Below are 13,133 nucleotides of genomic sequence, written 5' to 3'. Positions count from 1 at the left end.
ATCGCCGCGATTTCCGGACGTTCGCTCGCTGCGGCAGCGCGACGCGCGGGGCTGCGACCGCTGGTGGCCGATCTGTTCAACGATGCCGATACGCTTGCGCTGGCCGACCGGGCGGTAAAACTCTCCGGCAGCCTTGCAACGGGCATCGACGGGACGCAGTTGATCGAAAGCCTGAAGGCTCTCGCCGGCGCCGACAAGCCGCTCGTCATTCTCGGTTCAGGCTTCGAGCGCGATCCGGATATGATCGAGGCCATCTCGCGCGCTTTCCGCCTCGCGGGCAACAGTGCCGAGACGGTGCGCCTCGTCAAAGACCCGGCCAAGCTGGCGGATATCTGTGCCGAGCTTCGTATTCCGCATCCGGACATAAGGTTCGACCGACCGGACGATCCGGACCAATGGGTGCTCAAATCGGCCGGTGCCGCCGGCGGGTCCCATGTGCAGCGGGCCAGCACGCACGCGCTGGATATGGGCCGCTACTATCAACGCTTCGTGCGCGGAACCAACCTGTCCGCGCTGTTTCTCGCCAATGGCGAAACGGCCATCACCCTCGGCTTCAGCAGGCAATGGGTGTCACCATCCCGCTCAAGCCCCTATCGCTATGGCGGAGCGGTGCGGCTGCGGCACTACCGCCGGGACAATGCCGACCAGATCAAGGCCTGGCTGTCCGCGCTGACACGGCGCACCGGGCTGGTCGGCCTGTGCAGCGCCGATTTCATCACCCATGGCGCAACGCAGCACCTCATCGAAATCAATCCCCGGCCGGGCGCGACGCTCGACATATTCGACACGCCGGAGGCCCCCCTGATCGTCGAACATCTCAGGGCGTCGATGGGACATGCGGTGGCCAGACCCAGCTATCGCGGTTCCGCTGCTGCGGCGATCGCCTACACGAATGCCGATATCGGTGCGTTTCCGCACATCGACTGGCCCGATCTTACGGCAGATCACCAGATAGCCGGCACGGCACTCAAGGCCGGCGATCCGGTATGCACCGTCTTCGCCACGGCTGGCTCCGCCAGGGCCGCGATGAAAGCCGTCAAGGAACGGGTCGATCAGATTGCGGCCAATTGGAGAAGGGATTTCCCATGAGAGATGGTCACGCCTATCTCAACAAAAGTGCCGAGGATCTCGCTCGCGCGATGATCCGGGATGCCGACCGGCTGGGCATTTCGCATAGCCGCGGCGAATTGGGCGAGCATCTGATCGACGCGGGCGCGAAGGCGCCGGGCGGCATCGAAGCCGGGTTGCGGCTGATCGAAATCTGCATGGGCGGGCTCGGAACGGCGACCACCACGCTCGGAAGCGGAAAATGGCCCTATGGGGTAACCATATGTTCGTCGCAGCCGGTCCTTGCCTGTCTCGCCAGTCAATATGCTGGCTGGAACCTCTCGCACGAGAAATATTTCGCCATGGGATCAGGCCCGGTGCGCGCGCTGGCGAGAGTGGAACCTCTGTTCGACGAGATCGCCTACCGCGAGCCGGACGCGACCTCCTCCGTCGTGGTGCTCGAGACCTCCTCCCCTCCTCCCCGCGCCGTGGTGGAAAAGGTTGCGAAGGCAACCGACCTCGCTCCCGATGCGCTGACCTTCATCTACGCGCCGACGCAAAGCCTCACCGGCGCCGTGCAGATCATCGGCCGCGTGCTCGAAGTCGCCCTGCACAAGGCGCATGATCTCAAGTTTCCGCTCGAGAATATCGTCGATGGCGTCGGCCGCGCACCCATACCCGCCCCACATCCGGATTTCCTGCGGGCCATGGGGCGAACCAATGACGCCATCATCTATGGCGGTTCGGTACAACTCTTCGTCCGTGGCAGTTCCGACGACGCACGCGCGCTCGCCGAGAACCTGCCAAGCAGGACGTCGCGGGACTATGGGCAGCCCTTCGCGAAGATATTCGAAGAGTTCAAGGGAGACTTCTATGCCATCGACCCACACCTGTTCAGCCCCGCCGAAGTGATTGTAACGGCGATCGAAACCGGCGATACATTCCGCAACGGCGAAATCAACGAAGCCATGCTCGAACAATCCCTGGGTTGAGTGGAATGACCGGAACCATACTGATACTATCGGATCGACCGGACAAGCAGGTGAGGCAGTTGCGCGCTTCGCTACGCTCCCTCGGCTACAGTTCCGAGACGATGCCCATCGCCGATATCGGCTTCGATACCCGCCATCCTTCGGGAATCGCCATTCCGCGCTTCAATGGCGCTCTTCCGGCCGCAGTCATCGTGCGCTCGGTTTCTTCCGGCAGTTTCGAGGCGATCACCCGGCGGCTCGGCATTCTCCACGCACTCGGTCATCTCGGCGTGCCGGTCTGGAATTCGGCCAAGGCGATCGAGCGCTGCGTCGATAAATCCACCACGACGTTTCTCCTGGCGCAGGCGGGCCTGCCGACACCCGAGACTTTCGCCGTCGAAAGCCTGGCCAACGCCGCGGCCGTGGTGGAGCGGGAAGCGGTCAATGGCCCCCTCGTGCTCAAGCCGCTGTTCGGCTCGCAAGGGCGCGGCCTGCGATTGATCCGCAGCGTGGCGGATTTGCCGGCGCCGGACGAGGTCGACAATGTCTATTATCTCCAGCGCTTCGTCGCCCGGGCCGGTCCGTCCTATAGCGACTACAGGGTCTTCACCTGTGCAGGAGAGGTCCTCGGCATGATGACCCGCCATGCGGAGGGCTGGATCACCAATATCGCCAAGGGCGCCAAGCCCCAACCGGTGACCGGGACTATCAGGGACGAACTGGAACGGCTCGGACTTGCGGCATCGGCTGCGATAGGTACCGATTTCGCCGGCATCGACATCATCCCCGCAGCGGACGACCGGCTGCTGATCCTCGAAGTGAACAGCATGCCGGCCTGGACCGGCCTGCAATCGGTGGCGCCGGTCCGCATCGCCGATTGCATTGCCGCGGCGCTGGTCGGCCAGATCGAGCGCGAGCTCCACGAGAGGCCCGCGGCGTGACACCGACGCGGGAACAGATCCGCCGCGCCTATATCGACGCCTGCCATGACGAAATCGAAGCGCTGAAACCCGGCAATGTCCACCGCTTCGCCGATGGGCACGGGATGAGCGCCGCGCAGTTCTTCGACAGTGCGCAAATATCGGCCGGCGCTGTCAGCGACGCCGCGCAGCCCACCGGAAAAGGCATATTGTCGGCGGTGGATGCTACCCGGCAGAAGGTGGGTACGAACACCAATCTCGGCATCGTCCTGCTTTGCGTGCCGCTGGCCAGAGCCGCAGCGCTCGAAGGACGCGACCTGCGCCAGGGCCTGATGCGGACGCTCGACAAACTCGACGACAACGATGCCCGCGACGTCTTCGCCGCCATCGTGCTGGCCAAGCCTGGCGGCCTCGGCACTGCATCCGAACATGACGTGGCGGAACCACCTGTCGTGCCGCTTCTCGAAGCGATGCGTTCTGCTGCCGATCGCGACATGATCGCCCGGCAATATGCCAATGGCTTCGCCGATATTTTCGAGGGCGGTCTGGCGGCTCATGCCGACGCCGTCCTGAACGGCGAAGATGCCATGTGGCCGGCCGTCTTCGTCTACCTGCATTTTCTCTCGAGCTTCCCCGACAGCCACGTCATCCGCAAGCATGGCATCGCCGCGGCTGAAAGCATCATGCTCGAGGCCCGCGAAATCCAGGCGCGAATCCTGCAAATCGGCGACGGGCGTGAGCGGGAAAAACTGCTGCTCGCCTTCGATACGAGGCTGAAGGGGCAGGGCTTCAATCCCGGAACTTCGGCAGACCTTACCGTCGCCAGCCTTTTTGCATCGAAGCTCATCAAGCTCTTGCATAATGACGATGTAAGTGCTTGAATTTCGCCAGCGGATTGTCCGCTGCTATCTGGCCAACCGACCCATTGAACCGAGGGTGCTGTGAACAAGGATAGCTGTCCATCGAGCGTCGTGTCTCGAGGTACGGCGTCTTTGGACAAACACTTGGAAACGGTTAGGGAGGTATTTAGCTGTGGGTAAAATCAACAAGGTCATGGTTGGCGAGTCGCTTGTCGGCGACGGAAATGAAGTTGCGCATATCGATCTTCTCATCGGACCGCGCGGCAGCGCGGTTGAGACTGCTTTCTGCAATGCGTTGACGAACAACAAGGACGGTTTCACCTCCCTGCTTGCAGTCATCGCGCCTAATCTGGCCTGCAAACCCAATACCATCCTGTTCAACAAGGTCACCATCAAGGGGGCCAAGCAGGCGGTACAAATGTTCGGCCCGGCACAGCATGCCGTCGCCAAGGCCGTGCAGGACAGCGTCGCGGACGGAACCATTCCGGCCGATGAAGCAGATGACGTCTTCATCTGCGTCGGCGTCTTCATCCACTGGGAAGCAGACGACGACGCCAAGATACAGGACTTCAACTACCGGGCGACGAAGGAAGCTATCGAACGCGCCGTGTCGGGCAAGCCGACCGCCGCGGAGGCAACCGCCCAGAGAGACGCCGTCAAGCATCCATTCAGCGCTTAGACAAGAAACAACCCCGCACAGAGCGAACCCTCTGTGACATCGGATGGACTGTTGCGCCGGTTGGCAAAACGTCTGGGCATATGAAACAAACCAAGGAAGGCTTCATCGCCATCCTTGGTTAGCCCATGCTTACATTACCTGACATGAACGAGCGGATGATTTCGGCGGACAGCGAACCATTGTGAAGGGACGTCGAAACCAGTGCGGCATCGATGCCCATCGCCTCCAGCCGTTCCAGATCGGCCGGGCCGCGAATGCCGCCCGCCGCAATGATTTTTCGGCTTCCGGCGCGTTGCTTCACCGTATCCAGGCGATCGAAATCGGGACCGCCGCCGGCTCCGATGCGGCCAAGGGTCATGACGATCACCCGTGCCGGCCACCGCTCCGCATCGTCCAGAATCGCGGGCGGGCCAAGAAATTCGTCGCCGCGAAAATCCAGCGACAATACGAGACGCGGCTCCCGGTGCAATTGTTCCAGCACAGAGGCATTTTCCTGGGATTCGGAGCCGAGTACGGGCCAGAGACGGTCCGCCGCCAGCGCCGCTTCGAATTCGGACGATCGTGCGAAGCCGGCATCGATGAACACATCCACCATCTCCAGAAGGGGCTCGAGCAGATCGATCGTCCAGTTTTGCCGACCATGCTGGATCGCATCGAGATCGGCCACGTAGTAGGCGGGAAAGGGATAAAGCTGCCGCAGCCCCCGCGCCACGTCCATGGGATCGGCGCTACGGCTCAGAGGCGTGGCGATCGGCCGATAATTGTCGCGATCGCCCCTCAGCGCCGCCACGACAAGCCCGTCTTTAATGTCCAGTACCGGAATGATATGCACGAATGCCGAATCCAAGGAACGAAGTGCCCATGAAACGCCGATTTTCCACTGAAGGGAAGCCCTCCATCACCGGTTGGGACCTGGGCGGCGCCCATCTCAAGATGGCGCGGTGCGAGGCCGGGCAGATCACTTCCGCGCGGATCATCAAGACACCGCTGTGGCTCGGCCTGGACCAGGTGCGGGAGGCGGTGCGCGACCTCGCATCGCTGGCCCATGAGGGCCCGCATATCTTCACGATGACGGGAGAACTGTCCGATACTTTTGTATCACGCGACGAAGGCATCGCGCATTTGCTGGATTTCATCGCCGAGGAGTTTGGCTCAGACACATTGATCTATGCCGGCCGGGCCGGAATATGCGACCTTGAAACAGCCCGCTCCCTTGGAGAGGACATCGCATCGGCAAATTGGCATGCAACGGCGTCGCTTGCCGCCAGGCTGGCGGGGACGGGCCTGTTCGTCGACATGGGGTCCACGACGACCGATATTCTCGCCTTCAGCGAGGGCAAATTGCTGAATGACGGCTATTCCGATGCGGAGCGGCTCCTGTCGGGCGAGCTCGTCTATACGGGTTTTGCGCGCTCGGCGCTGATCGGCATCGCCAAGCTTGTTCCGGTGCGAGGCCATATGACGCCGCTGATGAACGAGTACTTCGCCAATACCGCCGATCTCGGGCGCGTGCTTGGCACGTTGGACGAAGCGGACGATCTCTATCCGTCAGCCGACAGGCGGCCCAAGACGATGGCAGGTTCCATCCAGCGTATTGCGCGGATGGTCGGCCTCGACAGCGATGCCCTGGAAGAGAAGGAATGGGTCGATATCGCGCGCTGGTTCAGCGAGTACCAGTTGCGGCTGATCCATGATGGCGCGTTTCGCGTGGCAAGGGCCATTTCCGCCAATGCCGCTGCGCCAATCGTCGGCGCCGGCATCGGAAGGCCGCAGATCCGGGCGCTCGCGAAGCGGATGGACCGGCCCTATGTCGATTTCGGCAGCTTGATACCGACGACGACCGAAGCCCGCGACGATGCCAGCAAGGCCGCGCCGGCAGCCGCAGCAGCATTGCTGGCCGTCTCACGGCTTACGGATCAACTGCCGCCATCGGCATCATGATTCACCGCCTGGCTCTTTGAATCGCGCTGATCCTGATAGTCCTTCACGCGCTGCATCAGCCATGTCCATGCCTTCAACTCGTCCGGACCCGCGGTCTTCTCTATTGCTATCGTGAGATAAGCGATCTCGGATTCGATCTTCTCCGGCGGCAGCATGTGGAGACGGCTTGCCAGAATGGCAAGCTCCAGCACCGCCGCCTTGGCGCGGTTGAGCCCACGAAAGGGAGCATGGGTTTCCTCGCGCACCACCTTGCAGAAGTGCCGCGGACGCATGCCGTCATCATCGACGGAGACAACCTGCAGCACGGCGTGGCTCAGCGCGGAGCGAAGACGCGGAACGGGGCAATCATCGACAGGAACAGTCGGCCAATCCTTCCGGCCCGTCAGGCAGCCGGCGAAGACCAGGACATCATCGGTATAGTTCACCACAGCGACGCCGGTCTCGGCGAGATTGTCGAGCGTCCGCGAGGGGCGAAACGGCGCGATGACCCAGCCGTTGCCCTCCTGGATTATCCCGAGCGGCGCAATATGCACGTCGCCCGCTCGGTTGACAGTCGTCACGATGGTCTCGCTGATATAGCTCAATTCGTGGTGTCTTTCCTGGCTTTCAATGTATGTCCTGCCTCTTTCAGCCTCAGCCGGTCCGCTTCCTTTTCCGGGGCGGCCGCTCCCCACTGCAGAGGTTCGTCTTGCGTATAGCGCTTGCCCAGCTTCCAGGCTGTTTCGGCTTTGGTGAGTTCCGAGCCAAGATAGAATGCGTGGCCGCCATCATTCTCAACGCCGAGATGCGGAAAGAGTTCAAATGCGTCCCGAGCCACCCTGTGCGTCTTGGCGTTGAAGACATGAATCCCGTCCGGCGCCGTCATGATGCGGTAATTGCCGTCGCGCACATCCGCCGCCAGCGCATCGATGTCATCCAGGCTATGCGGATATGGCTTGCGGTCGTGAACCTGCAAAAGGGCGCTGTCATAGCCACGCGGCAGCGCATTGTCGGCTTTGGCAGCATACATGATGCGCCGGGCCCGGTCATGTTCTTCCACCGTGCGGATCGTATGCGGGCTGACATTGACGACGAGGACATTCTCGATCGACAGTTCGGAGCAGATGCCCGTCAGCATCGCGGTCATACCCGACGAATCCGCATCGGTGAGCTCGGTGAGATTTCCGGTTCCCATCATCATCGGCACGTCAGGCCAGCGGCGGCGCGCCTCCAGAAACCGGCCCAATGACGCGGCGAAGCCGAAATGGATGGGGTCCAGCACCGGATCCGCGATGAAGCTGATCCCTGACTTCAGCGCGGCATCGATGGCGCGGCCGAGCGAATCCAGATCGCCGGCGAGCGCCGGGATCAGGATCGGGACAGCGCCGTGATCCAGCGCAATATCGATCGTCTCTTCGGTGAGGCTGAGCAGGTAGTCGGCGCCGGCGCGAGCTCCGACCCGCAATTCCTCGACATTGGCGGAATCGACACTGACGCTCAGCCCGTTGCCTTTCAGGGTTTGGACCGCCTCCGCGAGATGCGGGAACGGGGTATCCGGAAGACAGCCAATGTCGATGACGTCAGCCCCGGCGCGGGCGTAATGCAGCGCCCGCTCCGTCAAGGCCTCGACGGACATGGCCGACGCATCGACGATCTCCGCGAATATCCGCATATTGTGCCTCGTAAGGTCCACCGGCTTTCCCGCTCTTCCCAGGAACGCCGGCAGATCGGCAATTTCGTCGGGCCCGCGATCGAACGGAATGCCGAAATGCTGGCTCAGTCGGTCGAGATCGCCGCGAAACCGGCCCGGCAGGATGATGCGGTCGGCCGCCGGACCTTGCAGCCGGCGCAGAATGATCTCTTCGCTCATCAGCGCGGCGACTTTCACGCCGATGTCGACGATCTCATAGCTGAACGGCGGATCGGCCATCTCACCGAGCAGGCGCTCCAGCCGTGAACGGGCCAGATGTCCGGTCAGGAACAGGTAATGTTCAGCCATCCCCGGCGATCTCGCTGGACCGCCGCGCAATGGCGGCCCTCAGTTCTGCGATCGATTCAACCACCTCCGTGCGCTCGTACGTCTTCAGCCGTTCCGTATTCTCCAGGTCTATCGGCCGCGGATAGACTTTCACCATTCCGCCCGGCGCCCTCGTCATAAGTTCCGGCGCCGTGTCGCATGCGTAGACGATCGACGGCACCAGGCATTTTCCCGCCTGGGCATAGACATTGGTCGGCAGCGTGTCGGATATGCCGGCCACGCACTTGGCCACGGTGTTCGAAGTCGCGGGAGCGATGACGGCCGTGTGGTAGATGCCATTGTAGAACCCGCCGACCGGGACGGAGCTTGCGGTCTTGTCATGCAATACCCGCGTCGTCTCGGGAAAGTCGAGCTTCAGCTTGTACATGCGCAACACCTCGTCGGCGGCTTTCGATACGAACACGTCGCAATGTTCAAGCTCGCGGATCAGCTCGAAACTTTCGATGAAGAAGTGACCGGAACCGGTGAGCGCCCAGGCCCATCTGGGAGTATGCAAACGTGTCATGGAGCTTCCGCTGTTTCGGCCTGCCTGTCATGTATCATCACGCGGCCCGGAGCCGTTGCCAAGGGCAATGTCAACGATCGCGCCAGAGCGGGTCCGGCGATATGGAGCGTGATCGACGGATCGAGCATCCGCGGCAACATGTTGTCGACGATGCCCGCCGCGGCGAGGGCATCGACGCGGTCGAATGTGTCGTATTCGTCCGTCTGCTTCACCAGCAGCAATCCGGTCGCTCCGATCTCCCGGGCGAGCCAGGCGCTGAGGCTATCGGAAGTCACGTCCCAGCCGACGGGGATATCGCCTCGCCCGATTGCCATCAGCGAGGGCAGCCATACCGGAACGAGACCGCGCCGAAGCGTCTGGCGCATATCGTCCAATGTCCGCACTGGCTGCATCCGCTCATGACGCTCCGCCATGGCGATGCCGAGCTGGTCCATTGCAAGGATAGCCATCTCATGTGCGGCCGCATCCGAATAACCGAGTTTCGTCTGCGACGACCGCACCTGGTCGGCAAAGGGGCCACCGCCCGGGACGACGATGATCGGAAAGGTCGCGGTGACGAAAGCGTTCAGCCACAGCTGCATTTCGCCATGGCCTGCGGTACTGCCGCCGAGCTTCGCGACCAGCGGCGTCATGAGAACTTTCGGTCCATATAGGCTTGCGGCGTGTTGAGCCTCGAGCTTTTCATATCGTTCGTACGCTCGATCTCCACGCCCACGCCGCCCGGTCCAAGTTCGAGCTTTTCGGCGCGAACGACGACACGGGTCACGCGCGGGTTCTTCAGGATGAAGGTCGCGATCTGTTCGGCCAGGGTTTCGGCCAGTTCGACATGGCCTTCGGCGATGATGGCTCGTATGCCATCCATGATCAGATCGTACGACACCACATGGCGCATGTCTTCGGGATTGCGCGTCACACGCAAGACGTCAGCCGTGACGTCGAAGCGGACGTTCTGGGGCTTCCCATGTTCGAAACTATAGGCGCCTATGTTTACCGGCAGGACGAAATCGCGGACGAATATCTTGTCGGTGCCGAGGCCAGCTTCGGCGGGGTCCGGATAATACCCGCGGGCGGCGAGCAATTTGTAGTCCACGGTCGCCGGCCCGGTGCCTTCCGGCACATCGGGTATGAGGGCGCGTATCTTCGCAGTCGCTTCCGCGTCGATCGCGGCCTTGCGATCGAGATCGGAGCATAGCGCTCCCCTGAACCCGAGAAAGTCGGGTTCATAGGGCAGCAGGCGCGATACGTCCGGGGCTTCCAGCGAACCGGCCAGGCCGACCATTAGCCGGTGTTCATGGGCGCTCTTGACGAACCGGCCCGTCTGCTCCGGCGAAATATGCTTGAGCAACCGGCCCTTCGACTTGTCGGCAGTATCGACCATCACCCCGTGGAAGCCGCTCCCGGCGAGGCGCTCCAATATGTCGGCATCATATTGATGCCACTCGTCGGCAAACAAGACGGCAATCAATTTCCCGTGTGAGGACAGTGGCTTCAGCTGCTGCAGGCAGGCATTGAGCCGTGCCGACGCGACCAGGCCGATCTTGACGTAATCGACGCCGGCGGCGAGCAGTTCCCCGACCTTCCGGACGATGGCCTCGGGATCCATGGGAAGATCGCCACATGCCGCACTGACAGGACGCCGGCCGGACAGAAACGCCTTTACTTCCAATATCTTGGGCAATTCGACGGCGCCGAGCGCGCCATTGGCCGGCTCCTTCAGATCGATGATATCGGCACCGTTCTGGAAGGCAATCTCGGCCTCCCCGCGGTCCCTGACACTGGCCAGCATTTTCGTCATCAGCTTGCATCTCCACGGCGCAATAATTCAACGCTTTGCGTTAACGAAAAGCTGACATTGAGGGTTGAGATTGTCGCGACGTTGTTTAATAACACTATGGGCACCTCTGTTCTTAATCACCCGCCATTCTTGCGATGGCGGCGGGGACTATGGTCTGAACATGACGAGTACGGTGCCAAATACTCTCACTTTCCTATTCGGCTTTTTTTTGTTGTTCGTCAATGCGTCTCAGCCCCTGGCGCAGGAGGCAAACAACAATGCCGCAGCAAAGCCGGTCAAAGAAATCCGTATCGGCTATCTGAGGGCATATGAGCCTCAACTGGCGCTTTCGGTGCTGGATATTCCACCGCGCGACGAGGGCGTCGCGGGCGCGGACGTCGCCATCAAGGACAACAATACGACGGGTAAGTTCCTCGGGCAGCAGTTCCTGCTGGAAACCAGGGAAACCAAGTTCGACGAAGATGTGGTGCCCGCGTTCAAGGAGATGGTCGCAAAGGGCAGTCGCCTCATATTGACCGATATTTCCGCCAAACAACTGCTCTCCGTGGCTGACCTTGCCAAGGAATCGGGCGTGCTTCTCTTCAATGTGGGCGCTACTGACGACGCGCTGCGCGAGGAAGAGTGCCGCAGCAATATCTTCCACACCGCGCCGACCCGCAGCATGCTTGCCGACGGTCTCGCGCAATATCTCGTTTGGAAGCAATGGCGCAAATGGGTGCTCCTGTACGGTTCGCACGAGCGCGACAAGCTCTATGCCGAGGCGATACGCCGGGCCGCAGCCCGCTTCGGCGCGACGATCGTGGAAGAGCGAGAGTATGAAGATCGCGGCACGGCGAGGCGGACCGATAGCGGCGTCGTTCTCGTTCAACAGCAGATGCCGGTTTTCACGCAGAACCTCCCCGAGCACGAAGTCGTCATCGTCGCCGACGAAAGCGAAGTCTTCGGCAGCTATGTGCCCTACAGGACATGGACGCCCCGGCCCGTCGCCGGAACCTCGGGCCTTGTCGCATCGAGCTGGCATCCTGCGAGCGAGCAATGGGGCGGCGTCCAGATACAGAACCGCTTTGCCAAGACGACCGGGCGACGGATGCTGTCGAAGGACATGCAGGCATGGACTGCCGTGCGCATCATCGGCGAGGCCGCGACGAGGTCGCAGAGCGCCGAGCCGAAGGACATGGAGACCTATATAAAGTCCGACCAGTTCTCGATCGCCGCATTCAAGGGCCAGAAACTGAGCTTCCGCAACTGGAACTGGCAATTGCGCCAGCCGATCCTGGTCGGCGACGGCCATAGCGTCGTCTCGACCTCGCCGCAGGCAGGCTTCCTGCACCAGACGTCCGAACTCGATACTCTCGGCGTGGACCGGCCGGAGAGCAAGTGCCAGCTGAACTGATCAGAAAATAAATGGGAGGGAAAAATGCGACAACACATGTGCCTGCTCGCTGCGACCGCCGCGCTGCCGTTCCTCGTGCAGCCCGGATGGGCCAATATGGTCTATGTCTCGAATGAGAAAGGCAATTCGGTTACGGTCGTCGATTCCAAGACGATGGAAGTGGTGAAGACGATCGACGTCGGCCAGAGGCCACGCGGCATCACCATCTCTCCTGACGGCAAGACCGTCTATGTCTGTGCGAGCGACGACGACACCGTCGAGATGATCGATACGGCAAGCGGCGAGGTCGTCGGATCGCTTCCATCCGGCCCCGATCCCGAGCTTTTCGTGCTCTCGCCGGACGGAAAGCGGCTCTATATCGCCAATGAAGACGACAATCTCGTTACCGTGATCGATCTGGAGTCGAAATCGGTGCTTGCAGAGATTCCAGTCGGCGTCGAGCCGGAGGGCATGGGCGTGAGCCCGGACGGAAAGACGATCGTCAATACCTCCGAAACGACCAATATGGCGCATTTCATCGATGCTTCGACGCATGAGATCACCGACAATGTGCTCGTGGATTCGAGGCCGCGCTTTGCCGAATTCAAGCCGGATGGTTCCGAAGTATGGGTATCCGCGGAGATCGGCGGCACCGTATCGGTCATCGACAACAAGACCCGCGCCATCACCAAGAAGATCACGTTCGAGATACAGGGCCTGCGCGCCGAACAGATCCAGCCGGTCGGCGTCGCGATCACCTCTGACGGGAAGAAGGCCTATGTCGCGCTGGGGCCGGCAAACCGCGTCGCCGTGGTGAATACGGAAACCTACGAGGTCGAGAAATATATTCTCGTCGGCCAGCGCGTCTGGCAGCTCGGCTTTACCCCGGACGGCAAGTCGGTCATCAGCACCAACGGCCTGTCGAACGATATTACCTTCATCGACACGCAGACCGACGAGCCGATCAAGTCGGTAACGGTCGGCCAATTGCCTTGGGGCGTGACGGTCGCGCCAAACTAGCTCATA

Annotated in this window: 14 protein-coding genes; 8 read left to right on the top strand and 6 right to left on the bottom strand. The window is 61.6% G+C overall.

Features of this window, described 5'->3' with window-relative positions:
* Window positions 1-63 precede the first annotated feature (63 nt).
* From M8997_RS13525 to fae, 5 genes are all read left to right on the top strand, one after another.
* Window positions 64-1,089, top strand: coding sequence for an ATP-grasp domain-containing protein (locus tag M8997_RS13525; protein WP_250018891.1), 1,026 nt, complete (start codon window positions 64-66; stop codon window positions 1,087-1,089).
* Window positions 1,086-2,039: a methenyltetrahydromethanopterin cyclohydrolase gene (gene mch, locus M8997_RS13520; protein WP_250018892.1), complete on the top strand. Its 954-nt coding sequence runs from the start codon at window positions 1,086-1,088 to the stop codon at window positions 2,037-2,039. The genes M8997_RS13525 and mch overlap by 4 nt, the downstream gene beginning before the upstream one ends.
* A gap of 5 nt (window positions 2,040-2,044) precedes the next feature.
* The gene (locus tag M8997_RS13515; RefSeq protein ID WP_250018893.1) at window positions 2,045-2,959 is read left to right on the top strand and encodes a RimK family alpha-L-glutamate ligase; all 915 of its coding nucleotides are present in this window, start codon (window positions 2,045-2,047) and stop codon (window positions 2,957-2,959) included.
* Entirely contained in the window at window positions 2,956-3,819 is an 864-nt protein-coding gene (locus M8997_RS13510; RefSeq protein WP_250018894.1) for a triphosphoribosyl-dephospho-CoA synthase, read from the top strand. The genes M8997_RS13515 and M8997_RS13510 overlap by 4 nt, the downstream gene beginning before the upstream one ends.
* Window positions 3,820-3,970: 151 nt before the next feature.
* Window positions 3,971-4,477 carry a formaldehyde-activating enzyme gene (fae, locus tag M8997_RS13505; RefSeq protein WP_250018895.1) on the top strand — a complete coding sequence of 169 codons (507 nt, stop codon included), beginning with the start codon at window positions 3,971-3,973 and terminating at the stop codon, window positions 4,475-4,477.
* Window positions 4,478-4,595: 118 nt separating this feature from the next.
* Here fae and M8997_RS13500 read toward each other — a convergent pair whose 3' ends face one another.
* Window positions 4,596-5,309, bottom strand: coding sequence for a HisA/HisF-related TIM barrel protein (locus M8997_RS13500; RefSeq protein WP_250018896.1), 714 nt, complete (start codon window positions 5,307-5,309; stop codon window positions 4,596-4,598).
* 29 nt (window positions 5,310-5,338) lie between these two features.
* Here M8997_RS13500 and M8997_RS13495 point away from each other — a divergent pair, with 29 nt between their 5' ends.
* A complete protein-coding gene (locus M8997_RS13495) occupies window positions 5,339-6,418 on the top strand; it encodes a hydantoinase/oxoprolinase family protein (protein ID WP_250018897.1) in 1,080 nt (359 codons plus the stop codon).
* Here the strand turns inward: M8997_RS13495 and M8997_RS13490 are convergent.
* The 5 genes from M8997_RS13490 to M8997_RS13470 are packed head-to-tail and all read right to left on the bottom strand — an operon-like array spanning window position 6,394 to window position 10,735.
* Entirely contained in the window at window positions 6,394-7,002 is a 609-nt protein-coding gene (locus tag M8997_RS13490; protein ID WP_250018898.1) for a DUF447 domain-containing protein, read from the bottom strand. The genes M8997_RS13495 and M8997_RS13490 overlap by 25 nt on opposite strands.
* Complete coding sequence (locus M8997_RS13485) at window positions 6,999-8,396, bottom strand: DUF6513 domain-containing protein (RefSeq protein WP_250018899.1); 1,398 nt, start codon at window positions 8,394-8,396, stop codon at window positions 6,999-7,001. Before M8997_RS13485 ends, M8997_RS13490 begins: the two co-directional genes overlap by 4 nt.
* The gene (locus M8997_RS13480; protein WP_250018900.1) at window positions 8,389-8,940 is read right to left on the bottom strand and encodes a flavoprotein; all 552 of its coding nucleotides are present in this window, start codon (window positions 8,938-8,940) and stop codon (window positions 8,389-8,391) included. The genes M8997_RS13485 and M8997_RS13480 overlap by 8 nt, the downstream gene beginning before the upstream one ends.
* On the bottom strand, window positions 8,937-9,572 hold the full coding sequence (locus tag M8997_RS13475; protein WP_250018901.1) for a dihydroneopterin aldolase: 636 nt from the start codon (window positions 9,570-9,572) through the stop codon (window positions 8,937-8,939). The genes M8997_RS13480 and M8997_RS13475 overlap by 4 nt, the downstream gene beginning before the upstream one ends.
* Window positions 9,569-10,735 carry a (5-formylfuran-3-yl)methyl phosphate synthase gene (locus M8997_RS13470; RefSeq protein WP_250018902.1) on the bottom strand — a complete coding sequence of 389 codons (1,167 nt, stop codon included), beginning with the start codon at window positions 10,733-10,735 and terminating at the stop codon, window positions 9,569-9,571. The genes M8997_RS13475 and M8997_RS13470 overlap by 4 nt, the downstream gene beginning before the upstream one ends.
* 211 nt (window positions 10,736-10,946) lie before the next feature.
* Here M8997_RS13470 and M8997_RS13465 point away from each other — a divergent pair, with 211 nt between their 5' ends.
* Together M8997_RS13465 and M8997_RS13460 are read left to right on the top strand one after the other, a co-directional pair.
* Window positions 10,947-12,128 carry an ABC transporter substrate-binding protein gene (locus M8997_RS13465; RefSeq protein WP_252597203.1) on the top strand — a complete coding sequence of 394 codons (1,182 nt, stop codon included), beginning with the start codon at window positions 10,947-10,949 and terminating at the stop codon, window positions 12,126-12,128.
* A gap of 24 nt (window positions 12,129-12,152) precedes the next feature.
* Window positions 12,153-13,127, top strand: coding sequence for a YVTN family beta-propeller repeat protein (locus M8997_RS13460; protein WP_250018904.1), 975 nt, complete (start codon window positions 12,153-12,155; stop codon window positions 13,125-13,127).
* Window positions 13,128-13,133 lie beyond the last annotated feature (6 nt).

Origin of the sequence: Phyllobacterium sp. 21LDTY02-6 (genome assembly GCF_023554255.2) — a bacterium.
Lineage (GTDB): Bacteria > Pseudomonadota > Alphaproteobacteria > Rhizobiales > Rhizobiaceae > Phyllobacterium.
This window is presented reverse-complemented; position numbering and strand designations above follow the sequence as displayed.